Below are 25,883 nucleotides of genomic sequence, written 5' to 3' on the forward strand. Positions count from 1 at the left end.
TGGATCATACGGGACTTTTGCACTGGCTACGGCAGTAGCAGCAGTCGGGTTCGTGATTTTGACACTCTTTTGCCCCAGGGTAATTCCTTCGGTGGTAAGTCCCGCAGAATCCTGGCTGATCACATCATGGTCGGGACCCACTTTGGTCCAGTCATCGGGCCAGTTGTCTGCATTCTTGTCAATTTCAAAACTCCCGTTGATTGCAAGATTGTTGCCTGGGCTCATTTCTGAGGTGGATTCAGTCACGTTTCCGTAAGCATCATATTTGGTCGCAGATGATTTTTCAGTTGCGTCGGTGGTAGACGTCTGGTTGTTGTTTTCATCATATTCATTGGTGGTCGTGTTGCCTTCGGGATCAGTTTCCTTAACAGGGTTATTGTTTTCATCGTAGACCGTCGTAGTTGTCTCATTCAAGGGATTGGTTACCGTTTTGAGGTTTCCGTTATCGTCATAGGTGTAGTTATAAGTCGCGTCACTGTTGTTCGCATTCGCATTGGCATCTTTTTGGCTGGTCAGTTGGTTTTCGTTATTGTAAGTAAAGGTTTGCTTATAATTCAGCCCCGTGGGATCTTGCGTGATTTGCACCACGTTGCCATAATCGTTGTGGGTGTATAAAGTCTTGTTTCCTTTTGGGTTGGTGACGGTAGTTAATTTGTTTTCTGTATCATAGGCAAAAGTGGTGGTTGCTGTTTTGACTTCTCCACCAACTGTAACCGGATAAGAAATGGTATCGACTTTGTCATCGGCGGTGTAGGTTACGGTTTTTGTATTTCCATTGGGGTCGGTCAGACTGGTCAGATTATGGCTGGGATCATAACCGTACGAAACAGTTGACAGGATCGTACCATCTGCGTCTTTCTTTGTGACAGTCGTCAGATCTCCGCTGGCGTTGTAGCCATACTCGACGGTTCGGTTTACCGGATCCGTGATTTTGTTTACCCGGTTGTTGGCATCGTAAGTCAGCGTAATGGTGCGGCCCGATGCATCGGTGATCATGGTTGGATAATCCCCTGAATAAGTGATCGTTGTCGTGTTTCCGTTGGTATCGATAATCTTGTTTAAATATCCGGTTGTAGTAAAGAGATACTCAGTTTGAGATGCATCGGTAAGTACATAAGTCCCGTCTGCTTTTTTGGTCAGATCTAATTGAAGCACCTGAGATGTTTGGTAGGTGCCGTCTCCATTGGGGGTAAAGCTGTGCAGGGTTCCGTCAGCATCCCGGTACTGAATCGGTCCGTCTCCGCTGTCATAGAGATGCTGTTCGATATTGGAGGTCCATCCGTAACCAAAAAGTCCCGCCGTGTTCGATTTGCTGTTATAGGCACGAGCTACACTGGCAGGAATGCCGCGTCCCGGAATTTCCACATCCGATTCGGGCAAGTAGAAGTTTCCGTTATGGGTATTGACGTTGGTGACTGCGGAAGTCCAGAATGCTTCTTCTCCAAGCGGTTCAATAGTGTATGTGATTGTAAGCTTTGGTTTTAATGCCGGATCGGCAGAATCACTGGACCAGTAGGATTTCCGGTCATTTGTCTCCACTTGTTGGCGCAGGGAGATGCCATAGTTTCTTGTCTTTCCGGAGTACCAGTCCCGCGCCAACTGGGTCAGATCAAAGTCGTACCATCCGGGACCAGCAACGGACTGATTGGAAACAGCCGCTCCAACCGTGGGCTGAGTGTTCCAATTCACAGTCGATGGATTCCAGTCGGAAGTAATGGGGTGTAGATTCACTGTTTCGGGTGTGGTACTGGAGTAATACTGATACAGGCTAAGTTTGGCCGAACTGATATGGGCTCCGCTTAACAGCGGTTTTAAATTGAATTTGATCAAGCTCCGCGTTTTTCCATGTTCCGCTTTGGTTCCTGTTAACAGATACGAATAGTTTCCGTAATTGGCCGTTGCCGGATTATCGCCAACAAAGGCATCGAAGGTGTCGGTGTTTCCCTGGTAGACAACTGAAGGGTCCACCACCACGGGATACGACCGTTTCGAATCTTTCAACCAGGTTTCGTCCAGTTGCATATCCAGATAAGTCTTGTTTCCTTCTGTTCGCAGACGAAACTGGATGTTATCCGATGTGGCGTCTTTGGAATCGATCATATACGGGCGGGGGATGAAGAACAGTTCTTTTCCCTTGGTGTCCACCAATTGGATGGAACCATCTTTCCGGGACTTGATCTCTGCATTTTTTACGTTCAAAGCCATGGTAAGTTTCGACAAGCCGTTATACTTTTTTAATACCCATTCTTCTTTTACCTGTGAGTTGTTTACATAATAGACCAGGTCGGTATCCGGATAAACACCGGGATAAGTAATCTTGTTCCCGTTGACGGCAGCCTGGACATGTTCAGCATCGACCACAGAAAAGTCCAAAGACGCTTTGTCCAGTTGAAACCGAACCAGTTTGTCTGCTGCTGTGTTCTTGGCAAATCCGACACGATACCGATTGGCTTTGTTCTGATAGGGGAGATTGTCATCAAGTGCCTGTTTTCCGGAAACCGCTTCCAATTTGTTGTCAATATCTTTCCAGTAACCATTCTCTTTAAAATGAATCGGCTCTAAATATTGCTCCTGGATATAAGTTTTTCCATCGCCTTTCAAGAATGTTTTGGAGTTTTCTGTTCGCAATTCCACTATCTCATGGCGGGAATTTAATCTGGCTTCCTCAGCGCGTTTAGCGGCATATGCCTGTTGATAATCCGGCAGAAATAAACTTAATAGAGAAATGATTAAAAGTATTGAAATACTTTGAAATACGCTTCTCCATCTTGTTGGCATAAACAGTTCTCCTTTTTCTTTTTTAGTAACAAATTACAACAAAGAAAAGAATCGCTAAATTTACCTCCTGATTCAACCTCAAAAAGGGCAAAATGCAGATCCAAACACCATATCCTTGATGTCCAACGTAATATTTCATCCCTCCTTAAAATTGTGTAATTCGTTACTGCCGGGTCTCTTGTGCTTTAAAAATATAATGATAGAATTCTATAAATGTAGAAAACCCTATATGTATATTCGTAGATACTCATTAAAATTAAGTTTTAATATTTGTGTCTAAAATGCGAAAGTCATTTTCAAGACTCTGGAGTAACCACTCCAGGTCATATAACTTAGTAGATGGAACTCCTGCCTGGCAAGACAATAGTTGTGCCAAACCTCAACAATCAAGTAGACGCCTGTAATCCTGTTACGGCTTCGGAATTTTCATCGCAGTATGATTTTGGGAAAAAACGTCCTTAAAGATATACAAAATAGGCCTCAATATGGCGAATGAGAAAAGGTCTTTTTTAAGACGAACCTTTTCTCATACAAAAAACCTCATATATTCGGTATAGAAAAAAGAGTAATATTTAAGTAATGATTATGTATTTAATTCAATATTGAAATAGGGGGACATATATTCAAGTGAACAAACACCATTATTTTTACATCAGTATTGGATTATTCTTGTTTAGTGCTTTTATCAGACCTATCGGAGAAGATGGTTTTAATTGGGGAGATGTCCTTTTTCATGCGATGGGGTTACCTATTTGGTCAAACGAAGCAAGTTTTGATGGGCTCCATTACTCAGTAATTTTCTATCTGTTATTAGCCATTTCCAGTTGGACTGCTATCTATCGTCTTTCCAATTGGTCATTTACTCGCTTCATCGTGTATACCATCCTTGCAAATATACTGATCTCTCCTGTTATACAGTGGAGTAAAGAAGAGTTTTGGGGTTCTTATAATGATTTGCGATCAATTGAGTATCATTCAAGTGAAAGCAATTGTCACGCTGATAATCATGAAGATAAAGTACAAAAAATCCAATGTACAATCGTTCTTACTAATCACAGTGACCATACACTTTATACCTATATAAAAATCCCGAAAGATATTCATTTCGGTGATGCCTCACCTTGGCCAGTTGAGTTTCACCAAGATCAGTATGGCCAGCCTTATCAGTTGGAACCTGGAAAACAAACTCTAAATATTGCATCAACCCTTCCAACGGGGCATTCTCAATCGTTATTAGGAGATTGGAGTAATATACCTTTGATCCTTTACTATGACAAGAAAGCAATCACGTTAAGAGCCGAACAACCTGTCTTTCTACCTTAATCACTTACGTATTTAGGAAGGTCCAAATTTCTTTGCAGCAATGGCACATTCATTGGTATTACCCCTATTCCTTAATAAATTAGCTCCTGCCTTGTGGTCATATACACAAAGTAAGAGTCTTATTTTTTCTATTCATTTTTCATTTTAGTCTTGATGTCTTTTGTGTCATTGGACAATATGTCCCTCTTCCTGTGAGTCGAACTAATTCTTGCTCTAATTTCCATGCTCTATTAATTGCTGTTTCTCTTGTCCCCCGCATTGGGGTCAAACTTGGATTAATCTTATATTGAATTAGAGGCAGTGGTTCAACAACATTATCGCCAGGTACAACAGGCTTAGTTCCCAGTCCGCGTGGATATTCATCGGAACTATTTGAAGTAAACTTCTGCAACCACTGACCAAGTGGGGTATCTCCAACGTGTTTTGGAACAGTAGAAGATAAGGGATTTCCGTTGTTACTTATAAATGACTGTTCCAAATTGGGGACATTCCGGTTATTGATCCATTTGATGATATCATCTGAATAGTTGCCAATATAATTACCGCCAAGGGCAAAGACAAAACACAGACCAGCGACAATAGTTGTTTTCTTCCAACTGAATTGACCTTTAAGAAAATCAATAATACTTTGATCGGTACCTCCACCCGCAGCACTAGCAAACATTTTTGGTAAGGCTTTACCCAGCCATGGCACCTTTCCGGCAATGGCGGCAACAAACGGGAGCCCTGTAACAAAAGGCGCTATCAATTCAAAAACGATGGCTCCGATCCCTGTGCCAATTCTCCAAATTCTGTTATAAAACAAAAAAGGCAAAGGATTATCCTCTGCCTTATCACCAATTTCCTAATCTCTTTTTCCCATTTCCTTTTTCATGTTCATAAACATTCGATACATATAATCCCCAATTCTCCGATCAGTACTTGCTACAAGCAGACTAAACGGGGATTCCGCATAAATATTATCTTTATCGTCTTTTGGTTTTACTAAAGGCATACTATAAAAAACATATTGTTGATCTTTTAATTCAATATCCCATATCCATTTTAAGTGCTTTACATAGATCTGTCCTACATAGCGAAGCATTGCATCAATAACTTCAGCTTTTTCGTCTTTAATAAAGGATTTGGGTGAGGAATGTCTTTTTAAAATCCATTGTTCCAATTGAACAAGTGATTCTGGAGAGTAATCCAAGTCCAAGCAATCAAATTCTTTGATAAATGATTCAAGCTCATCCGATTGAAAAAACAACCATTTTTGAAATTCATCTTCTGAAGAAAAAAACTTCTCCCTGGTCATAATAGACAACACCTACTTATCAGATCTTCAATTTTCAAATTTAACCTTTATACCACTTTTTTTAAGTTCTTGTTTAAGAGGTTCACTCGCATTTGCATTTTCAAATACCCAAGTAATATCCCATCCCCGGTTAACCAAATATTCATCTTTAGCAATTTCTTCCTCTAATTCAATTAAGTTTGTTTTTATATGATTCTACAGCTTGATGAGACTTACCTGGTTTAGTCATATTAGCATCATAAAGTTTACTCCAGCGGCTATATTCCATTTTCCCGCCGTTATCTTGATACTCTTTCCATCTTTGCTCTTTATGTTTGGAACTGCCAGGAATCAGATCATCATGTGTAACTTTCTTGCTTCTAGTCCCATTATCAGCAAACTTCTGCAACCACCGACCTAGTGGAGTATCTCCAATGCGGTTTGGAGCAGTAGAAGATAAGGAATTTCCGTTGTTACTTATAAATAACTGCTCCAAATTGGGGACATTCCGGTTATTGATCCATTTGATGATATCATCTGAATAGTTGCCAATATAATTACCGCCAAGGGCAAAGACAAAACACAGACCAGCAACAATAGCTGTTTTCTTCCAACTGAATTGGCCTTTAAGAAATCAATAATACTTTGATCGGTACCTCCACCCGCAGCACTAGCAAACATTTAATGATTAGTTCCCAATCGCCCATAATATCTCTCTTCTTACCTTATAACATCCCAGGAAGTCCTTCTTCTTGCCGGATCAGCTTTATTATCTTAATTCCATCAGGCGTAATAACCTTCGTAAGTGTCAAAGGATTCCCACATAAGAATCCTTTGACACTTACTTTAATACTATTTATTGGACCTATCACTTGGTAGAGGAGTAATAATTGGTTGATAGTTTAATGCTTCTTCCACGATTTCTTCTGGAGTTAAGTTTCTATCATCCCAAAAAATCAAATCGCTTATCTCTGGGTGTGGAACACTTCTCTCAAGTAGATCCAACATTTCATCTTGTTCTTCTTCAGTACCCTCTGCATTCATGATTCTTCGTACAAGCTCGATTAATTGTCGCTTTGTTCTTACTTTGTCCACAAAAAACACCTCTTATTTACCAAAATGGTACCCCTTTTCGAGAATCTCTTGATGCATTTGAGGAGTAACAATAAAATCTTCCGTCCGCGCGGATGGAAGATTTACTTCCGAATCTCTTTTACACACCATTGTTTTTGGACTTCCATTCTATCACCGAACTTGGTTCGCGAAAGAGAAAACGTAAGGCTTCATCAAGCCCCCAAAAACCAATCACATAGGGTAGAAAATTTACAACATCTTTTGCCGTTTGCGTAAGAATTTCATTTGATGCATATTCTTGGATCATTGCCCCGAAAAAATTTAAGATAAAACATCCCAATGCCAAGGCCGCAATGTAAAAAAATAAGGAAAGCAATGCACGAATTATTGGAGAAAATCTCTTTGTGAGTAATTCAGTAATAGCCATGAAAGGCAAAATAAATACGATGATAGTTATTGAAAGAATGAACAACATAACCATGAACACATTACCATCAACCACTTGGGAAACCGCGATCAAACCTACAAGAAAAAGAAGAACGAGCTCAATCAACCTTCTATAGACTATCTTGGCCACTTTTCTCACCCCTTGTAGCAAGTTGGCTTAAATGGAGCACTGCAGGCACAACATCCATAAATAAATGTAATGGGCCGCAAGTAATAAATTATCAAACTAATCATGCTATAGCTCACTAAAATAATGACCCAGTCTAACGATAAATCTTTCGACTTTTTGAGGGGTGTGAATATATTGTGCAACGGTAGGGAGAAATCCTTTCCCCTCTCCTGTTGGGAACCCATTTCATATCCTTTCAAGATGTCATAGTGCCTTGCTTTCCCCTCCATCGTTCTATTTATATAAATCTATATTACTTCAATAGGTAATTTGTAAAAAATAGTATTCTTGATCCAATTTCATATAGAAATGAGAAAAGTCCATTTGAATTGTATTAATAACTTCTCTATAAAAACAAATGAACGCCATATATAATACGGCATTCAACATAAATAACATTTCTCTACAGATTCTTAAACAAAAAAATTACTTTTTGTTCTTCATAAGGCATTAAGAAAACAAAAGGTCTGAACCGTTAGTCTACCAACCTTTTAAATGTCTAATTTTATTATATAAAATAAATCATGATATGAAAGATCATATAAAGCACCATATAGCATATAATTTTTTTTAAAAACAAAAAGGGCTACCAAATCGTTAGGATCTTGACCCTGCTCCTCCACATACTGATGAGCCTGAATGAGAAAACCACCAGAACCAATAGTAGGATCATAAATTTCGTTTCCAGCTTCCGGTTTGGTAAGTTGCACTAACAAACATACTACTTTGGCAGGAGTGTAAAACTCTCTACCTTTTTTTCCTGCGCTGTCAACAAAATATTTGATGAGATATTCATAGGCTGCACCAAGTAAATACGGAAGCTCGAAATTATCATTAACCAACACAAGCTGGTTAAAGTGATCAAGAAAGTCTTTCCATTTTTGGTCAGAGACCTTTGTCTTGCCTTTGACAGCATTAAAATCAATATTGTTTTTAAGAACTCCTGCCAGGGCATCGTTTTCCTCTTCAATGGCAGTAATCGCTTTATTAAGCATATTACCGATGTCATGTTTCAGATCCTTAAGCGCTGGAACCGTGTTGCCATCATCATCCACCCATGGCTCATGCCAACGGGCACGGGGAGGAACGAAAAAAGTCTCGCCGTAAGAGTTTTTATCCTCAAGCAATTCCCTGATAAGGTCCGGCTGATCCTTTAAATGAGCAAAGTCCTTATTAAGCAGTTGTTCACGCTTATGGTCAAACTCATCCGACAAACGCTTGAGGAACAACATACCAAAGATAAATTCCTTATATTCTGAGGCATCCATCTTGCCTCGCAAAATATCTGCAGCTTTGAAGAGAAAGTTTTCGAGTTGGAATACGTTATTTTTCCGTTAGACAATGGATCTTTCCTCCTAAAAACAAGCATCGTAAATTACGATATAACCAGGTTCTATTATATCAGGCATATTGATTTAATAATATAATTCATCAAAAAGTAAAAAGACACCCCCAGATTTAAGAGATAAGACAAATAATTTCTTGAGACCGAAGAAGTGTTTCAAAAAACGTAATATTATTTTTAAAACTATTTTTCTTTATTCGTAAAATTAACTGGCAATATACTCAAAAAACTTAACACAAAATCCCTTAGCTCCTCCATTTTTCTTATAGCATCCTCTTTCTTCTTGTCAACCACAGAAAGATACAATTTTATTTTTGGTTCAGTACCTGACGGCCGCAGGACAAACCAACTATCACCATTAATCCAGATCTTAACCACATCAGCTTTGGGGAAACCATCTATTCCTCTCCTGTAATCAATTTTCTTAGTGATTCGAAAGTAATTACTGCTCAACTGCTTAATAGAACAGAGATAATCTATGATGTCCTCTATTTGGCCTTTGTCAAACAATTCATCCACCGAATATGACATGGTCTCTGTCAAATAATAACCATATTCTTTATACAACTCATTCAACACCTGAATAAGTGTTTTTCCCATGGACTTATAATATTCAGCCATTTCACAAATCATTAGTGTTGCTTGTATCGCATCCTTATCACGTACAAAATCCCCAACAAGATATCCGCAGCTTTCCTCAAAACCAAAAAAAAACGTCTCGTACCTTTCCAAAACCTGATTGATACCCTCATTGATATATTTAAATCCGGTTAACTTCTGAACAATTTTTATTTCATTCTTTGCAGCGATAGGATTGACCAAATCTGTACTAACAATTGTCTTGATTAAAACAGGTTCCTTTGGCAGTCGGTTCAATTCAATTTTTCGTTGGATCAAATAATTAAACAACAAAGCCCCCAGTTCATTACCAGTTAAATGAATGAATTTTCCTCCTTCTTTTACCATAACCCCGACACGGTCGACATCGGGGTCAGTTGCAATAATCAACTCAGCCCCCTCGGCTTGAGCGTACTTTAAACCCAATGCAAATGAACTCTTATCTTCAGGATTAGGAGAAGTGACTGTACTAAACTTAGGGTCTAATGTTTCCTGTTCCGCTACATAGATCGTTTGGTCGTATCCGGCCTTTTTGAGCACAGTTTTGATTAATTCTGTTCCTGAACCATGCAAAGGAGTATAAACCACTTTCAATGATTTTGAATGGGTATCATCATGACTTAAAGAAAGGACACTCCTGATGTATGCCTGATCCACCTTTTCACTAAGGAATTGAATCTTTCCCATCTGTACCGCCTTGTCATAACTAACCAATTTTACTGAAAAGCCATGCTCGACTTTAGCTATTTTATCGCTAATCTGTCGAGTTTCTTCAGGAAGTATTTGTCCTCCATCCTTGCTATACACCTTGATGCCATTGTACTCAGGAGGATTGTGACTCGCAGTAATCATAATCCCCGCATTGGCTTTTAAATACCTGACAACGAATGATAAATAAGGTGTCGGTTTTACTGTTGGGGGCAAATAAACAGAATATCCGCTATAAGCCAACACACAAGCCGCTTCTTGCGCAAACTGCTTAGAATTATGACGGGTATCATATGCAATCACAACTTTTTTTTGTTCCATATTTGGATAGTTGGCATTTAAGTGAATTATCAATCCTTGCATCACCTTACGAACAGTATCTTTGTTGAGTCGATTAGTCCCAACACCCATTTTTCCTCTGATTCCCGCTGTACCAAACGTTAATTTTCCGTTAAAAAACTCCTTAGTCTCTCTTTTATCTTCAATCTGCTTCAATTCTGGGTAAAGATCGTCTGTTTTCGGTAAATGCCGTTTCCAAGGCATCATTGATTTGTCACCTCAGCAGGGAAGTTCTGATACTAAGATCGAGGTCTCTAGCCAACAGATTTGCTTTTATCCATGATTCATGAGTCCCAGCATCAATCCACCAGCCTTGAAGAACATCATATTTTAATTCTTTCTTAGAAATATAAGCATTATTTACATCAGTAATTTCAAGTTCCCCACGCCTGGATGGTTTTAGGCTACTTATAATATCAAAAACTGTTGAGTCATACATATAAATGCCTGTAACAGCAAAATAACTTTTAGGGTTTTTAGGTTTTTCTTCTATAGCAATAATTTGCCCTTCACAGATTTGAGGAACACCAAAACGTTCGGGATCAGTTACTTCCTTTATCAAAATTTTTGCTCCTTTACCTATTTGTTTAAACTCTTCAATGTAAATGGATAGATCGTCACTAAAAACATTATCAGCTAAAATCACAGTCATTAAATCATTACCCACAAACCCTTTTGCAAGGCTAAGTGCATGTGTAATCCCGTATGCTTGTTCCTGAACTCTATAAGTAAAAGATACTCCAAAATCGTGACCACTTCCCAGTAAATTAACCATACTACCCATATGTTCTTTTCCCGTAATAATTAGGATATCTAAAATATTTGCTTGTTTTAGTTTATGAATGGCGTAAAATATCATTGGATATCTACCTACAGGAAGCAAATTCTTATTAGTCACTTTAGTTAACGGGTAGAGACGTGAACCTACTCCTCCTGCTAATATAATCCCTTTCATCTTTCACCCTGCTTCAAAGAAGTTTTTTATTACCTAAGAAACCTTTAATTAGAAAATAATGCAGTTCTGCCAATTGAATAGTAATTGACTTTATATTTTTCCATTTCCTCTAAGCTTAAAATGTTTCTACCATCAATTATTAGTGGGTTATCCATTAAGGCACTAATCTTTCCATAATCAAATTTTTTGATATGATCCCATTCTGTTAATATGAGAACTGCATCCGCCCCACTAATTGCATCATCTATTTCACTATAATAATTAACTACCGGAAATATCTTTTTCACCTCTGGAATGGCAACAGGATCATAAGCATTTACTGTGCCACCCAATTCAAAAATTCTTTTGATTATTGGCAATGAAGGGGAATTTCTAATATCATTCGTGTCGGGTTTAAATGACAGCCCTAAAACGGCGATTACTTTACCAGATAAATCTTTAACTCTTAACGCATCCAAAAGCAACTCAATCGGTTTGAGTAACTGCTTTTTATTTACATTTATAGCCGATCGCAGTATTTCAAAATCATAACCCATATCTTCAGCTGACTTAACACTTGCAACGGTATCTTTAGGCAGACAAGATCCTCCATAACCAATGCCCGCTTTTAAGTAACTTACCCCAATTCGTGAATCAAGCCCCATCCCTAAAGCTACTTTTGTCACATCTGCACCACATTTATCACAAATGTTTGCTATTTCATTAATAAACGAAATTTTGGTTGCCAAAAACGCATTGGAAGCCAATTTAATTAATTCAGCCGTTTCCCAGTTTGTATGTACAAAGTTTTTACTAAAAGAAGAATATAGTTTTTCAATTAAATTAGCTATACAAGGATCATCTGTTCCAATCACTACTCGCTCCATATTAAATGTATCAGAAATGGCTAAGCCTTCCCTTAAAAACTCTGGACAAGAAATAACTGAACATTTATGGTATGTTTTATTATTCGAGTCAATAACTTCTTGAATAAGGCGACTTGTGCCAGCCGGTACAGTGCTTTTAATAGCTATTATCTTCTCTCCGTTGACAAAATGCCCTATTTGTTTAGCTAATAACTCTATCTGTGAAACATCTAGATTTCCATCAAGAAGTAATGGTGTTCCAACTGTAATAAAAATGACGTCTCCAAAATTCACACATTCCTCCAAACTAATTGTAAACTTTATCCGCCCTTTTTGGAGATTCTCTTTAAGTAACTCTTTCAAACCTGGCTCATAGATATTTATTCTACCTTTTTGTAAGTCATTTATCTTTTCTTCATTATGATCAAAGCAAATAACATCATACCCTATTTCAGCAAAACAAACGGCTGTAACAACCCCAACACATCCACAACCGATAACGCTTAATCTCACCCTTATCCCCCATTTCTGATATAGCTAATAAAAAGCCATTGACCTATTAGGCCAACAGCTTAATTTCTCTTCTTTTATTCTTCCAAACTTAATAAATTCATAAATCCTTTTCAGCTCCCTGTGGCTTCAAAAGGTTAATAATTTATCAGCATCCAATCCGATTTCTAACATCTTGAAGCGTTTTTCTCGCTATTTCCCTGGCACGTTTGGCTCCTTGTTCCAAAATGCGGTTTAACTCTTCTGGTTGTTCCAAGTATGCATGGTATTTCTCACGTGGTTCACGAAGTGCTTCATCTATCACTTCAAAAAGCTCTTGTTTGACTTGCCCCCAACCAATTCCAGTTTGATACTTTCTTTTCATTTCTTCTACTTGTTGTGGAGTAGCAAATTCTCTATACAAAGTGAAAAGGGTTGAAGTTTCCGGATCTTTTGGAGCCTCGGGCGGTGTAGAATCTGTTTTGATTTTCATGATCAGTTTTCGCAACTCTTTAGAGCTTGCAAAAAGCGGAATAGTGTTTCCATAGCTTTTGCTCATTTTGCGCCCATCTAACCCTGGTACTACAGCCGTTTCCTCTTTAACGAAGTATTTCGGAAGTCTAAATGTTTCTCCATAAGTTCGGTTAAAATTATCTGCAATATCTCGAGCAATTTCAATATGTTGAATCTGGTCTTTCCCGACCGGCACTAAGTCTGTTTGAAAGAGCAAGATATCAACTGCCATCAAAATCGGATAAGTGTATAATCCCATATTAACACCAGTGTCTACATCCAAGCCTTCTTCTGCATTCTTGTCAACGATTGCTTTGTAAGCGTGTGCCCGATTCATCAATCCCTTAGGAGTAAAACAAGACAAAACCCAATACAGTTCCAAAATCTCAGGCACATCTGTTTGACGATAAAAAATCACTTTATCCGGGTCTAAACCAAGTGCAAGCCAGGTGGCTGCCACTTCATTGGTATAGTTGCGAAACACTTCCGGATCGTGTACGGAAATTAATGCGTGGTAATTAGCCACAAAATATAAAGCCTGCTGGTTTGGTTGTTGCGCTAACTCTAAGGCAGGCTTAATCGCGGCAATATAGTTTGCCAAATGCGGTTGCCCTGTTGGCTTAATGCCAGTAAGAACATTAGGGGCGTTCATACACTATTTCCTCCCAAATTAAATTTACAAAAAGGCTTCCTGTCCAAACAAAAGGACGGGAAGCCCGCGGTACCACCTTCATTAGTTGCATATCACAACTCTCTCTCTGCATCTATATCAATAGACACAGTTCCCATATAACGTAGGGAAACTCGTCAAAGCCTACTTAATTCGGTTTGAAGCTCCAAAGCCCATTCCATGTTTTCCCACACTGATTTACACCAACCATCAGCTCTCTGAAGTGTTCCAAACATGTACTTTTCTTTATCATCGCTCATAAATATTTATTTCAAAATTCACTTTTTATCCTAACACAAGTTTTTTTTCAAATCAACGATTTATCTGCATCCATTTTGAACAAATCCCACAAACATCCTTTTCGATGCAAATGACAAATACTATAGGTCATCCCTATTCTGTAGTGCGAGATCAATAAATTGTCTTGCTCTGATTTCCGCCAACTCAATTATATCTTTTTCACTGTTCACTATATCATATCTGTGTCTGCATTTTATATCGGAGTATATTTCTTTAGCCAGATTACTTACACACCAATTACAGGGATAGGGCAGTTGTCCACACACAGCAGGGGATTGTTCCCTATCGATTGAGCTTCTTATTTGCGCAATTACATTACATTGTGCCCTTCTTAGATGAGGATATTCAACAAGAGCTGGGATTTTGGCTTGCAATAGCCTTCTTTCTATATCTTCTTGCGACGTATCAATAATTTCAATTAGCCCTGACGACTCCCTGTCTCTTTTCATCGGCCCACTACCGTCAAGGCTTGGTATATTAATTTTTTTCTTTTTGTACGCCTTTAACTTAACATTAGGCCAGCAATAATATGAATGCCCCTTTTTTAATACATCATTGATTACATCCAAGTGTTGAAATTTCCCTTCAGGTTTACTCAATATGTGGGTAGCTCCAATAGCCAATATATCGGCAATCATTAATGAAGGGTACATAAGTGTATTGAGGGAGATACTGTTACCCTCATTTCTTAGTTTCCGAAAAGGCGCTATGCGATTCAAATAACTTTTTGTAAATAATCGACTAATAATCAAACCTAAATTCAGGATAGATAATATCTCGCTTTCCAATATTATGGGGACTGAGGATGGCAATAGCTTTCTTAAGGTGCGTTTCAGGTTTTGTCCAACTTTGCTGTACTTGATTTCATGATAAATATCTAAACTTTGGTAATCAGCAATCATTACACAAACATTCATTTCCTCGCTTGCTCTTATTATTGGATTAATCCATCCGTAATATGTTCCTATGTGAGGCTTATCCCCTGTTAATCTGGTTCCGGCCAGCAATAATGGCTTGGGCGCTAAATCCAAAACCTCCCTCCTTCCTATTTATAAAATTCAATAATCTGATCCGTTATATAGTCAACTTCTTCTTCCTGAAGTTCTGGATAGATTGGTAATGACAACACCTCTTTACTAGCTTTTTCAGTATGAACAATATCAGAATATATACGAGATTTTTCTTTTATAAATTCATAGTGGGGAAGAGGCTTAATATAGTGGATCTTCGTTTCTATCCCCGTCTTCTTTAAAAATTCTTTTAAATCATCTCGATGATTAGCTCGTATAACAAACTTATGAAAATTGTGCACACCGTTATCAACTATCGTAGTGCATTTAATCTCAGGTAAGTGTACCAAGTTTTTCATATATCTTTGAGCCAACCCAATCCTTCTTTCTCTTCTTTTCTCTTCCTGGCTTATTTTCCATATTAAAACAGCAGCATTGATTGATGACATCTGGCTATTGTAACCCAATTTACGAAAATCACCCGTTGTGGAATCTCTGCCGTGGCTACGCAATTTCGTTGCAACCGTATATAATTCATAATCATCCGTCAAAACCATCCCGCCTGTGGTTAATCCACCTACAACTTTAGACACATCAAAACTTACTGCGCTTATATTTCCTATACTTCCAGCCACTTTGTTTCCTCTTTCAGAACCAAACGCTTGTGCCGCATCTTCTATCAACCATAGGTTATATTTTTCCGCTATACTCTCCAGCTGGGCAGGATCGATACATTGACCATATAATTGAACAGCGATAATTGCTTTTGTCTTGGCTGTTATGGCAGACTCAAGCTTTTCCAAATCCATTAAATAAGTCTCTGGATCAATATCGATGAATACAGGTGTTGCACCAACCATCAGGATGGGGGAAACTGAAGCGATGAATGAAAAGGCACTTACTATCACTTCATCACCCTTTCCAATTCCCAAACTCCTTAATGACAATAACAAGGCATCTGTACCCGAATTGACTGCTATGGCATATTTCCTTTCAAGTACAATCGAACACTCCTTTTCCAACTGTTGAACGGACTGTCCTCTTAAAAACTCCTCTTTAGTCAAAGTGCTATCTATAATATATAGAATCTTATTTTTTTGCTCCACATACGCTTTGTTTAAACCAAAAAAATCAATTATCATACTCATTCACCTATAAACACTTTATTGTTTTTGATAAACTCAATGCATTTTTTTAGTCCCTTATTAAGAGGGGTAGTCGGCTGGTAGTCAATCAACTCTTGAGCAAACTTTATTGATAAATAACCACGTTTAGGTCTGCTTTTTGTTACTGGCATCATTTTGGGTTTCACGGCATAACCCAACTCATCGAAAATTTTAATCAGTTCACTCATTTCTACCCCTTGGCCACTGGAGATATTTAACGTTTTACCATCTGTTTGCCCGGAAAACAATGCTTTCATCAATCCACTAACGGTATCGTCTATATACGAATAATCAGCCAGTTCATCAAGACTTCCCATTACCGGGATCTCACCAGAATCTAAAGCCGATTTGATATTCTGCATAGACAACTTCCCGTTTACATCTCCCGGACCATACACAGCAATCAATCTCACAATCGTATAAGGAACGTTAAACCTTTGTCCTAACGCTTTAGTATAAATCTCAGCAGACAACTTAGTAGAACCATAGGTAGATGTGGGGTTTAACGGATGATTTTCATCGCAAGGTGAATATTGAAAATTACCATAAACATAGCTTGACGATACATAAAGAAACCTTTTTATCGGGTGTCGTTGTAATATCTGCATCAAATGGATGATAGGCATAATCGTAAACATCACTGAATTAGTTATATTAGCATCATTGATATCGGCCCTTGTTACAGCACCTAAATGTATGACTCTATCAGGCTTAAAATTCTCAATCACATTTATTAGATCAAATGAAACAGTCGCATCGCCTCTAACTATTTCGCAACCTTCTAGTAATTGCTTTCTGTACGCAAGTACAGATGCATAATTAATTTCTAAGGGATTACTGTACTGTTGGAAATTATCCAGCACGACTACCTTATGGCCTTCATTCCTTAGGACCTGAGACAACTTTGAACCAATAAATCCTGCTCCTCCTATGATTAAAACCGTCTCGCTCATGTTATATCCTCCATTTAGAAATTAAGCTTTTGTTTAATCCTTAGAGTGAATTTATCAATAATTAAATTGGATTCATATACCCCTCGATCGATAATTTTACTTATAAACCTGTCCATTTTGTCTTGATTAACATCTCTCCTTATTTTCAAAAATACTTCATTCAACGTCCTCTTTAATTCACCATATTTTCCTTCCCAAGATCGCCGATAATCTTCATTTAGACAATCGTAATAAATACTCACAGAAATACATGATAAAAACTTTATGTTTTGGCTATTCACCGGGATTTTCCTCAACCGCTTTTCAATTTCCGTTTCATTGCAATTAATGTTGATTTGTGGCAGATTATCAATAATATCAAAGCTAAATACTTCACCATAAAGATGAAGTTTACTTGGTAAATAGTTGTCAAACTCTTTCCAACTACTATTCCTCTTCAATCTGTTTATAACTGCCTTCATATTATTGTTATGTCTGACAATGGCGCAATCGTAGCAACCTATTAAACATAAGACATCCAATAATAAAACCGTCATAACATTAAGTTGGTTAAACCTTGATTCATCCAAGCTATGAATATCAGGAGTTAAATCACTTTCCTTAAACCATTTACCCATCAAAACCAAGACAGTTCCCAAATTAAGTATTTTTGACTGAATATATACGACTATATCCGAAAAAGCATTATCTGCTTCCAGGATGTTACTGATCAAGGCTCTTATCTTTTCTGGTCTTGATTTGATCCCATATAGTAGAAATTCGGTCACATCAGCAATGTATAAGACAATTTTTTTCTCCTGAAACTGTCTAATTTTCAGTTGTATCTCTGCAATAGCAAACAAGTTCTCCAAATCTCTAGGGAAGAGCTGTATTAAAACAGTCCTTCTCATCCTTTTGATTCCCACTGATCTAGAATCTCCTGAGTAATCTCATTAACCTTGAGATGTTGCTTTTTAATAAGTTCTTGGAATGAATCTTGTTTGCTTTTTGCCCTATCCAGTTCTTTCAGTAAGCCACGTACTGCATGATACGCTTTTTCTATTCCCATCTCTGGACTCAATAAGTTACCGTCTTCTTCCAAATCAGAAGGACAAACAGTGGCCCATCCTTCTCTTGAGAGCTTAACAGCGTACAAGCCTTCTTGACAATAAACAGAGCAGTTTTCGCATTTTTCCGACCTCATAGTACCCGCAAAACTAGATTTAATACGAATATAAGTGTTTGGACCAGTTTTGTACCGAAAGAAAGCACACCCATATGAATGATCTTCTTGTGGAACTCCAAATCTCTCTTCTAATAATGGCATTATCGCCTCAACCGGTATGAAATTTTCTTCCCAAAAACTTCTAACTTCTTCTGTAAAGTAGAAATCAAGAAAATGAATATTCACTCCTTTGTTGCTAGCCCAGTCAATGAGTTCGTCGATATGCTCCATATTTATTTTCGAAACAACACTATTGACAACGACTTTTATACCCTTTTCCAATACGTTATCTATAAACCCCATTACCTTATCCAACGTGCGTGAACTTGTAACTTGGGTGATACTGTTGAATAACTCCTTATTTACTGTATCCATTGAGATCTTCACAACGTCCAAGAATGGAGCAATTTGTTCCCATTTTTTATAATTCACAACCGAGCCATTCGTATTTAGCTCCAATTGAAATGCATAAGGTCTAATTGCTTTTATTATTTTATCGATATCAGGATTTAAAAAGGGTTCGCCCCCTGTTATGGAGATACTGTTAAACTTGACTCCTTGAAGCAAATTTGAAACCATGGTGAAAAATTCTTCGGTGGACAACTCTCTTTGTTTATGTTGGGAAGGTGTGTAATTTTCCATTGATGTATACCTCGGACAATAAACACAAGCCATATTACAAGCTGATACGATTGAAATCCTAATGTTATAAGGAAGGACACTGTTATACAAATAATACACCTCCTAAGAATTGGCTAATGCATTTTTAAAGCATTTCAGATAATCATCGGAAGTGAGCTGAATATCAAATGCAAAAGATCTTTCAAGGGCTTGTTGAGTCATATAATGCCGCAGCTCTTTATTTTTATATAGGTCTAGGATCGCGGCAGCCAGCTGATCACTATCTGTATCAACTAATAATCCTTGCTCCTTATCTTTAATATAAACATCGTGCCCTGGTATATCTGATGCGATGACAGGACATCCAGATGCAAAAGCTTCAATTATAATGTTAGGCGCGCCTTCCCTCAATCCCATCGTGATAAAAACATCACTGGCACTTAATGTCAGACCAGTGTTTTCATACGGTGAAATATAGACAACATTAGATCTGAATCGTGAGTTGTCTACCATTTCTCTAATATACTTTTCTTCGCCATCATGTTGCCCAAAGTCAGATCCTTGAAGCAATAACTTAACTTCTTTATCTTCAGTGTCCATGTCTTCAAGAACTTTGAAAAATGAATTTATAATCAAAGGAAACTTCTTTCTCTCTACGAATCGCCCAATTGCACTACAAACAAAGGCGTTTTCTGAAACTCCCAATTTTTTTCTGGCACTCATTTTGTCCAACAAATTACTTTGCCAACGTCGTATGCTCAGTCCATTTCTAATTTCGAAGCACTTTTCTTTGGGAACACCTATACTAATTGCTTCTTCTGCAATAGCATCATTTTGACAGAGGATTCCGTTAAATCTTAAAAAATTTTCAGGCCTAATGCCTTTGTTTGCTACATCCCCTTGTGTTCCGATTTTAACAAAAACAGGAACTCCTCTTCTGAAAAGAGGTTCCCAATGTTTTGCTTCGATATCATGCCCCACTCCGAATAAGCAAATAACTTCGGCATCTTCCATTATCCCATGGCCCTCTGCATTTTCCGTAAACGTTAAATCATCATTGCTAAATCGATAAATCATCATTCCATTTCTATTTTCATACTTCTTTGTATCTGGAAGAACTTTTGTTAACACCCTTACAGTATGTCCTTTTCTCACAAACTCCTCAGCCAAACGCTCTGTACTTCTTTCAAGACCGCCTATTACTGGCCAGAAATACTCACAAACAAATAAAATGTTCATTGTTACCTCCTGAACTATTTATTGTTGACAACCAAACTCATTTCCCTCTGCTTTCTCCACTAATCAGGAACTCCTTTCTCTAGAATCTTACAAAGTCTTGCGGCAATTTTATTCCGCAATGCTCTTCAGATAAAGGCTCCTACGCCTACCAAAGCGGCTCCAAACACCCGATATTAAAGCGTTTTTCCAATTGATTTTTCGCCCGTGCAAAAGGTCATCGGCAAGGCTGGTACCTGCACCTTCGACTGATCCGACAAATCCGGCCTCAGCAAAAATTTGCTGCATTGGCTTAGGTAATTTGCTGATCAGCTTGCTACCGCCTCTTGCAAGGGGGCCCAATACTTTGGATTTTGCTGCACCTGTGATCAGTTTTTGACCCAAACCACTAGCCAATCCTCAGGAGGTTCCTGGTAATGTCTCTACCGATCAAACCAAGAAGTCCACCAATAGTGCCTCCAAGAAGACGGTCTTGTCGAACTTCCATCCGTTCAATCCGGCACCGATGAGAAGGAACAGAGCCATCCCAGTCAGAATGGCGATCCCGGGCGGAGGAGCAAAAATACACAGTACGATGCCTAAGGATCAAGACGCCTGCAAATGCGATGTACTCTTTAAACTTCACAATCCAATCCCAAGTGTCAGCGAGGGTATCAACGACGACTCCCGTGATCTTTGACAACACACTGGCAAGCCAATTCACAAAGATAGATGCTTTCTCTTTCGTCCATTTCCATGCCCCGGAGAGCTTGTCCTTCGTCCAGTCCCAGGCATCGGCAAAGGGCTGGGTGACCAAATCCCAGAATCCTTTTTCTTCTTCGACGGACGGTGTGCTTCCCGTTTGTTCCTGTTGGGAAGGAGAATCTTGCTCAAATTGATTGAACCCATCATTAACCTTTGAAACATCAAAACTACCACCAGCATAAACTTCGCCACTACTTCCTAACATCCCTGTGCCAGCCAAGACGGTGAAGAGAAGAATAGCAATTCACCGATAAACCAATTTCCTCTTAAAATAAGAAAAGAAGTTATTCAACTGCCTTTCACCCTCGATTTATGTATAATTATATACTATGTCAAGAGGTAATTGGTGGAAAGGGATATTTTAAAGAAAAGTGGAATTATTCATATAATAATATTAGGAAGGATCCACTCAGACCGCTCGACTGATGGGACTGGATTGGCCTTTTCCAAATAGGGATTTTCTCATTTGCCAGGCATATTCCAATAATAAAAACACTTTAGCAGACTTACGTTAGAAATCCATTGGAAGATCGGCTTCTAATGAGACATTTCAACTTTTTTACACACGAAAAAAGCCCATCACATTGGGCTTTTCGTTGGTGCTGGAGACAGGACTCGAACCTGCGACCCCTTCATTACGAGTGAAGTGCTCTACCAGCTGAGCTACACCAGCATGGTTATTGATTCTGGTGGAGGCGAGCGGAGTCGAACCGCTGTCCGAAAACATCGCCACGCCAGCTTCTCCGAGCGCAGTCACTGTATTCGCTGGTTCGCCGTTCATATTGCCCAGTGACAGGCGTTATGAAAGACTAGCCACTTCTGTTTCGCCTTCCGGTCAGTGGCCGGCCGGTCAGCTAGCCTGCTGGATTATGAGACCCGGCAGCTCCACACAGGCGATGGAGAAGCGAGTCCTGGCTGGTTTGATTAGGCAGCCAGAGCGTAGTTTTCTTGTTTGCCAGTTACATTTGGCGTTTGCGTTTTTTACGAGTGCGCAACCCCTCGGCTCGCTACTGACGCTCGATCTGTTCCCGTCGAATCCCAAGAACGCCCCCGAGATTCTATAAAACGTCGAGCAATATGTTATTGACACGAATACCATTATAACATCGTATCGGGAATCATACAAGTGCTTTTTTAACGGTAATTCTGCTCTTTCAGCTTGCGCTGGATCATGCGCTCCGCATCCCGTTTGGCGGCAGTAGCGCGCTTGTCATAAAGCTTTTTCCCGCGGGCCAGGCCCAATTGCACTTTGGCGAATCCGTTTCGAAGGTGGAGATCGAGCGGGATGAGGGTAAGTCCCCTGGTCTTGATCAACCCTGCCAGTTTGTCAATTTCCTTCCGATGCATCAGTAACTTCCGGGTACGAATGGGGTCCACGTTATAGCGGTTTCCCTGTTCAAACGGGCTGATGTGCATGCCGAGCAGAAAAACTTCGCCGCGGTCAATCCGCGCATAGGCATCACGCAAATTGACACTGCCTTTCCGGATCGACTTGATTTCCGTTCCGGTGAGAACGATGCCTGCTTCAAACTGATCCTCTATTTCATAATCATGAAAGGCTTTCCTGTTTTTGGAAATAACTTTGACGCCTTTGTTTCTCATCGTTTTCACTTCTTTCCCCATCCCGTAATGATAGCAGGTCTAATTATAGCAACAAACAAACAAGTTCGTCAATGAACAAAAAGCAAAGGAAAACCCTTGCTTCAAGCCTGCTGATTGAACGCGGGAAAATGGTCACAGCACTTGAGCTATCCAGCAGATTTGCCCAAATCGCTTCCCACAATCAAAAGAAAAGGAGGTCGGACACCTCCTTCCCCTATTTCCGCTTCGCCTTGTTGCGGTATTTTTTCTTTTTCTTCTTCTTTTTCTTGTGCTGTTTTTGTTCTTTTTCTTTCTTCACAAAGTCATCGCGACTGACTTCATAAAATTTTCCTTTTTTGCCCGGTTTTTTTTCTGTTTCTCCAGAAGCCTTGCGAATCTTGACTTTTTTTCTTTTCTTCCCGCTGACTAATTCCTCATTGGGAAAATGCTCCAGCAGTTCAAAGTCGATCTTGCGCTCATCGATATTGACACCGCTCACCTTGATCCGGACTTTATCTCCAATCCGCATAATGCGTCCAGTCCGTTCTCCGATCAGCGAATAGGAGCTTTCATCATAATGGTAGTAGTCATCGGTCAGGAAGCTGACGTGAATCAATCCTTCCACCGTGTTGGGAAGCTCCGCAAAGATCCCGAATGAAGTGACGCTGCTGATGATTCCGTCAAACTCATCACCGATCTTATCCATCATGTACTCGGCTATTTTCAGATCTTTGCTCTCCCGCTCGGCATCTACCGCGACCCGTTCCCGTATGGAGGACTGTTGGGCGGCATCGGGGAGAATTTCGTTCAATTCGTCGATCCGCTCTACTGTCAGACTTCCCTTGGTCAGCACCTCACGGATGATTCGGTGAATGATAAGGTCCGGATAGCGGCGGATTGGCGAGGTGAAATGGCTGTAATAAGGAGCCGCCAGCCCAAAGTGGCCGATACATTCCGCCGCATATTTGGCCTGTTTCATGGAGCGCAGCATGACGGTGCTGATCACGTTCTCCTCCGGGGTTCCTGCCACTTTTTCCAGCAGCGACTGCAACGCGTGGGGCTTCGCCTGATCCGGTTTTCCCTTGATGGAATAGCCAAAGCTGGTGATAAACTCATAAAATGCTTTCAGTTTTTCCGCATCCGGGCTTTCATGAATCCGGTAAACAAACGGAACTTCAAGGCGGAAAAAGTGTTCCGCCACTGTTTCATTTGCTTTCAGCATAAATTCTTCAATCAGTTGCTCTGCAATCGTACGGGGACGTTTGACGATATCAACAGGTTCCCCTTTTTCGTCGACGATTACTTTTGCTTCCGCAAAGTTGAAATCAATCGCTCCCCGCCGCAACCGTTTTTTGCGGAGAGTCTTCGCCAATTCGACCATCAGGCGAAAATCATCGACCAGTGGTTCATATTTCTTTATCAGTTCCGGGTCTTCATCAACAACAATTTTCTTGACATCGGTATACGTCATGCGTTCATTGGTCCGGATCACACTGGGGAAAATATCGTAAGCCACCACATTTCCCTCGGTATCGATTTCCATATCGCAGGTCATGGTGAGCCGGTCCACCTGCGGATTGAGACTGCAAATGCCATTGGACAGGCGTTTGGGCAGCATCGGGATCACCCGGTCCACCAGATAGACACTGCAGCCCCGTTCATAGGCCTCCCGGTCCAATGGAGATCCTTCCTTCACATAATAACTGACATCGGCAATATGCACGCCGAGGCGGACATTTCCATTTTCCAGCCGTTCCACGGATACGGCATCGTCCAGATCCCTGGCATCTTCCCCGTCGATCGTTACCATTGTCCGCTCTCGCAAATCACATCGGCCCCAGATCTCTTCTTCGCTGATCGTATCGGGAATCTTTTCTGCCTCAGCCAGCACCTCTTCCGGAAATTTTTCCGGCAACCCGTGCTTCCGGATGATGGACAGAATATCGACACCGGGATCATCCTTGTGCCCGAGAATTTCGATGATTTCTCCTTCTGCGCTGTGCCGGCCGGTAATCTGGTGCAGTTTGACGACTACCTTTTGTCCATCCCGTGCATTCATCTGCAATTCAGGCGCAATGAAAATATCTGCGGCAATGCGCTTGTCATCCGGACTAACAAACCCGAAATAGGAGGAAAGCCGGGTAAAGGTTCCGACAATGCGATCCCGCCCCCGTTTCAAAATACGGACAATTTCTCCTTCCGGGCGCCGGTTGTCGGTTTTGCGTTTATGAATCCGGGCCAGGACCAGGTCGCCGTCCATGGCCCCGTTCATATCATTCAGATGGATATAAATATCCGCCTGTCCTGCCGTATCCGGAATGACAAAACCAAATCCCTTGGATGTGCCCTGTAACGTCCCGCGTACCAGATTGAAGCGTTCTGGCACACCATATCGTTTGGTACGGGTTAATACGATTTTCCCGTTTCTTTCCATATCGTCGAGCAACTTCATAAATTGCTCCCGCTCATCATCACCGATGCCAAACTCTTTGATCAATTCTTCCTGTTCAAGTGGCTTATATGCCTGTTCCAGCATAAATCGCCGAATCTCTTGTTCTGTGATCATATTTCATCTGTTCGCGGGAAATTCCCTGACAGATGCCTCACCTCACTTTTCCCCGTTAGTTGATGAAGAAGATACCTGCCTGATAAACTGGTCCACTTCGGAAAACAACTTCCTTCGTTCCTTGTCCACTGTAATAATGTGGGATGATTTTTCATACCAAGACAAATATTTCACTTTGGATGAAATTTTTTCGTATATATGGCTGGCGCTTCGGGGCTGGATGGTTTCGTCATTGCGCGACTGAATCACCAGCGCCGGTACCACGACCCATGGCAAACATCGCTTCAACCGCTGCAAAAGCCGGTTCAGCTCCCCGACGCTCTTGACCGGCGTACGGTCATAGTGAACAAGATGAGCTTCAATATCCGGATCACGATGCTTGTGGTTCAACTTGTACCGATAAAAGGGATACGCAATCCCGGCCAGAAAAGCGCGCCGGTCGCGGACCCAGACAGGGGCACACATCGAAATCACGCCCGTTACCGGTTTTTTGGCAGCCAGCAAAAGAGAAAGAACCCCTCCCATAGACAAACCGGCCACAAACAAATGATCCAGGTTATTTTCAGTGCGCAATCGGTCATAGGCATCAAGTGTGCTCTGCCACCAGTCGCGCCAGCCTGTTTTTTCCATTTCTTCCGGACTGGTTCCGTGTCCGGCAAGAAGAGGCGCATAAACTGTATACCCTTTATCCCTGAAGTATTCCCCCATCGGTCTTAACTCAGATGGAGTTCCTGTAAAACCATGTATTATTAGAATGCCCGTTTTACCGCCAGAATAATAAAAGGGTTCCGGTGAACGTTGAATTACTTTCATTTTCGATCCAACACCTTGTAACATGTTTTAAATCAATCTAACGATAGCATAGAACAGAAAAAAAAGGAAACAGTCAAATCCGGCAATATGTCCGCCAGGGTGGCAAAAACAAGTAAAAGAAAAAAGCCAGTTTTTTAACA

Annotated in this window: 23 protein-coding genes, 1 tRNA gene, 1 other RNA gene, 1 pseudogene and 1 other annotated feature; of the genes and pseudogenes, 1 reads left to right on the forward strand and 25 read right to left on the reverse strand. The window is 40.2% G+C overall.

The features are described from left to right. On the reverse strand, positions 1-2,778 hold a 2,778-nt coding region (locus H2C83_RS15615), incomplete at its 3' end, for a DNRLRE domain-containing protein (RefSeq protein ID WP_181742113.1). 627 nt (positions 2,779-3,405) lie between these two features. Here H2C83_RS15615 and H2C83_RS15620 point away from each other — a divergent pair. Continuing rightward, positions 3,406-4,101: a hypothetical protein gene (locus H2C83_RS15620; RefSeq protein ID WP_181742114.1), complete on the forward strand. Its 696-nt coding sequence runs from the start codon at positions 3,406-3,408 to the stop codon at positions 4,099-4,101. 139 nt (positions 4,102-4,240) lie between these two features. Here the strand turns inward: H2C83_RS15620 and H2C83_RS15625 are convergent, their stop codons facing one another. The 24 genes and pseudogenes from H2C83_RS15625 to H2C83_RS15735 form a co-directional block, all read right to left on the reverse strand. Continuing rightward, positions 4,241-4,906: a hypothetical protein gene (locus H2C83_RS15625; RefSeq protein WP_181742115.1), complete on the reverse strand. Its 666-nt coding sequence runs from the start codon at positions 4,904-4,906 to the stop codon at positions 4,241-4,243. Between the two features lie 39 nt (positions 4,907-4,945). Beyond that, positions 4,946-5,398 (reverse strand): hypothetical protein, encoded by a 453-nt coding sequence (locus tag H2C83_RS15630; protein ID WP_181742116.1) that lies wholly within the window; start codon positions 5,396-5,398, stop codon positions 4,946-4,948. Between the two features lie 169 nt (positions 5,399-5,567). Next, positions 5,568-5,873 carry a hypothetical protein gene (locus H2C83_RS15635; protein WP_181742117.1) on the reverse strand — a complete coding sequence of 102 codons (306 nt, stop codon included), beginning with the start codon at positions 5,871-5,873 and terminating at the stop codon, positions 5,568-5,570. 356 nt (positions 5,874-6,229) lie between these two features. After that, positions 6,230-6,472: a bacteriocin immunity protein gene (locus H2C83_RS15640; protein ID WP_181742118.1), complete on the reverse strand. Its 243-nt coding sequence runs from the start codon at positions 6,470-6,472 to the stop codon at positions 6,230-6,232. A 118-nt stretch (positions 6,473-6,590) separates the two neighbouring features. Further along, positions 6,591-7,028, reverse strand: coding sequence for a hypothetical protein (locus H2C83_RS15645; RefSeq protein ID WP_181742119.1), 438 nt, complete (start codon positions 7,026-7,028; stop codon positions 6,591-6,593). A 530-nt stretch (positions 7,029-7,558) separates the two neighbouring features. Beyond that, entirely contained in the window at positions 7,559-7,912 is a 354-nt protein-coding gene (locus tag H2C83_RS18260) for an HsdM family class I SAM-dependent methyltransferase (protein ID WP_312853942.1), read from the reverse strand. Positions 7,913-7,933: 21 nt separating this feature from the next. Continuing rightward, positions 7,934-8,368, reverse strand: a pseudogene (locus H2C83_RS18265) (type I restriction-modification system subunit M N-terminal domain-containing protein); the annotation flags it as partial. 227 nt (positions 8,369-8,595) lie between these two features. After that, complete coding sequence (locus H2C83_RS15655; RefSeq protein ID WP_181742120.1) at positions 8,596-10,284, reverse strand: phospho-sugar mutase; 1,689 nt, start codon at positions 10,282-10,284, stop codon at positions 8,596-8,598. 7 nt (positions 10,285-10,291) lie between these two features. Then, positions 10,292-11,032, reverse strand: a complete 741-nt coding sequence (locus H2C83_RS15660) for a sugar phosphate nucleotidyltransferase (protein ID WP_181742121.1) — start codon at positions 11,030-11,032, stop codon at positions 10,292-10,294. A gap of 44 nt (positions 11,033-11,076) precedes the next feature. Beyond that, positions 11,077-12,390, reverse strand: coding sequence for a UDP-glucose dehydrogenase family protein (locus H2C83_RS15665; RefSeq protein ID WP_181742122.1), 1,314 nt, complete (start codon positions 12,388-12,390; stop codon positions 11,077-11,079). Between the two features lie 145 nt (positions 12,391-12,535). Beyond that, positions 12,536-13,531: a tryptophan--tRNA ligase gene (locus H2C83_RS15670; RefSeq protein ID WP_181742123.1), complete on the reverse strand. Its 996-nt coding sequence runs from the start codon at positions 13,529-13,531 to the stop codon at positions 12,536-12,538. Positions 13,532-13,579: 48 nt separating this feature from the next. Next, positions 13,580-13,811 (reverse strand) — a binding site (T-box leader). A 118-nt stretch (positions 13,812-13,929) separates the two neighbouring features. After that, entirely contained in the window at positions 13,930-14,880 is a 951-nt protein-coding gene (locus H2C83_RS15675) for a nucleotidyl transferase family protein (RefSeq protein WP_181742124.1), read from the reverse strand. Positions 14,881-14,894: 14 nt separating this feature from the next. Further along, complete coding sequence (locus H2C83_RS15680; protein WP_181742125.1) at positions 14,895-16,001, reverse strand: DegT/DnrJ/EryC1/StrS family aminotransferase; 1,107 nt, start codon at positions 15,999-16,001, stop codon at positions 14,895-14,897. Positions 16,002-16,003: 2 nt separating this feature from the next. Beyond that, a complete protein-coding gene (locus H2C83_RS15685) occupies positions 16,004-16,978 on the reverse strand; it encodes an NAD-dependent epimerase/dehydratase family protein (protein ID WP_181742126.1) in 975 nt (324 codons plus the stop codon). Positions 16,979-16,992: 14 nt separating this feature from the next. Continuing rightward, positions 16,993-17,883, reverse strand: a complete 891-nt coding sequence (locus H2C83_RS15690; protein ID WP_181742127.1) for a hypothetical protein — start codon at positions 17,881-17,883, stop codon at positions 16,993-16,995. Next, positions 17,865-18,914, reverse strand: coding sequence for a radical SAM protein (locus H2C83_RS15695; protein ID WP_181742128.1), 1,050 nt, complete (start codon positions 18,912-18,914; stop codon positions 17,865-17,867). Before H2C83_RS15695 ends, H2C83_RS15690 begins: the two co-directional genes overlap by 19 nt. A 12-nt stretch (positions 18,915-18,926) precedes the next feature. After that, on the reverse strand, positions 18,927-20,042 hold the full coding sequence (locus tag H2C83_RS15700; protein ID WP_181742129.1) for a glycosyltransferase family 4 protein: 1,116 nt from the start codon (positions 20,040-20,042) through the stop codon (positions 18,927-18,929). Between the two features lie 108 nt (positions 20,043-20,150). After that, the gene (locus tag H2C83_RS15705) at positions 20,151-20,423 is read right to left on the reverse strand and encodes a hypothetical protein (protein ID WP_181742130.1); all 273 of its coding nucleotides are present in this window, start codon (positions 20,421-20,423) and stop codon (positions 20,151-20,153) included. Positions 20,424-20,427: 4 nt separating this feature from the next. Next, positions 20,428-20,988, reverse strand: a complete 561-nt coding sequence (locus H2C83_RS15710) for a hypothetical protein (RefSeq protein WP_181742131.1) — start codon at positions 20,986-20,988, stop codon at positions 20,428-20,430. A 392-nt stretch (positions 20,989-21,380) separates the two neighbouring features. Continuing rightward, a tRNA-Thr gene (locus H2C83_RS15715) sits at positions 21,381-21,456 on the reverse strand. A 14-nt stretch (positions 21,457-21,470) separates the two neighbouring features. Then, positions 21,471-21,835, reverse strand: a transfer-messenger RNA (tmRNA) gene (gene ssrA, locus H2C83_RS15720). 82 nt (positions 21,836-21,917) lie between these two features. Then, a complete protein-coding gene (smpB, locus tag H2C83_RS15725) occupies positions 21,918-22,385 on the reverse strand; it encodes an SsrA-binding protein SmpB (RefSeq protein WP_181742134.1) in 468 nt (155 codons plus the stop codon). A 214-nt stretch (positions 22,386-22,599) separates the two neighbouring features. Beyond that, positions 22,600-24,930, reverse strand: coding sequence for a ribonuclease R (rnr, locus tag H2C83_RS15730; RefSeq protein ID WP_181742132.1), 2,331 nt, complete (start codon positions 24,928-24,930; stop codon positions 22,600-22,602). A 42-nt stretch (positions 24,931-24,972) separates the two neighbouring features. Then, entirely contained in the window at positions 24,973-25,743 is a 771-nt protein-coding gene (locus H2C83_RS15735) for an alpha/beta hydrolase (protein ID WP_181742133.1), read from the reverse strand. Positions 25,744-25,883 lie beyond the last annotated feature (140 nt).

The organism is Thermoactinomyces mirandus, from assembly GCF_013868055.1.
GTDB classification, from domain to species: domain Bacteria; phylum Bacillota; class Bacilli; order Thermoactinomycetales; family Thermoactinomycetaceae; genus Thermoactinomyces; species Thermoactinomyces mirandus.

What these genes read in the sequence shown, in the direction of transcription:
- H2C83_RS15630 (WP_181742116.1), bottom strand. Translation starts at nt 5,398, where the DNA reads ATGACCAGGGAGAAGTTTTTTTCTTCAGAAGATGAATTTCAAAAATGG.
- H2C83_RS15700 (WP_181742129.1), bottom strand. Translation starts at nt 20,042, where the DNA reads ATGAACATTTTATTTGTTTGTGAGTATTTCTGGCCAGTAATAGGCGGT.
- rnr (WP_181742132.1), bottom strand. Translation starts at nt 24,930, where the DNA reads ATGATCACAGAACAAGAGATTCGGCGATTTATGCTGGAACAGGCATAT.
- H2C83_RS15655 (WP_181742120.1), bottom strand. Translation starts at nt 10,284, where the DNA reads ATGATGCCTTGGAAACGGCATTTACCGAAAACAGACGATCTTTACCCA.
- H2C83_RS15680 (WP_181742125.1), bottom strand. Translation starts at nt 16,001, where the DNA reads ATGATAATTGATTTTTTTGGTTTAAACAAAGCGTATGTGGAGCAAAAA.
- H2C83_RS15660 (WP_181742121.1), bottom strand. Translation starts at nt 11,032, where the DNA reads ATGAAAGGGATTATATTAGCAGGAGGAGTAGGTTCACGTCTCTACCCG.
- H2C83_RS15670 (WP_181742123.1), bottom strand. Translation starts at nt 13,531, where the DNA reads ATGAACGCCCCTAATGTTCTTACTGGCATTAAGCCAACAGGGCAACCG.
- H2C83_RS15710 (WP_181742131.1), bottom strand. Translation starts at nt 20,988, where the DNA reads ATGTTAGGAAGTAGTGGCGAAGTTTATGCTGGTGGTAGTTTTGATGTT.
- H2C83_RS15685 (WP_181742126.1), bottom strand. Translation starts at nt 16,978, where the DNA reads ATGAGCGAGACGGTTTTAATCATAGGAGGAGCAGGATTTATTGGTTCA.
- smpB (WP_181742134.1), bottom strand. Translation starts at nt 22,385, where the DNA reads ATGAGAAACAAAGGCGTCAAAGTTATTTCCAAAAACAGGAAAGCCTTT.
- H2C83_RS15735 (WP_181742133.1), bottom strand. Translation starts at nt 25,743, where the DNA reads ATGAAAGTAATTCAACGTTCACCGGAACCCTTTTATTATTCTGGCGGT.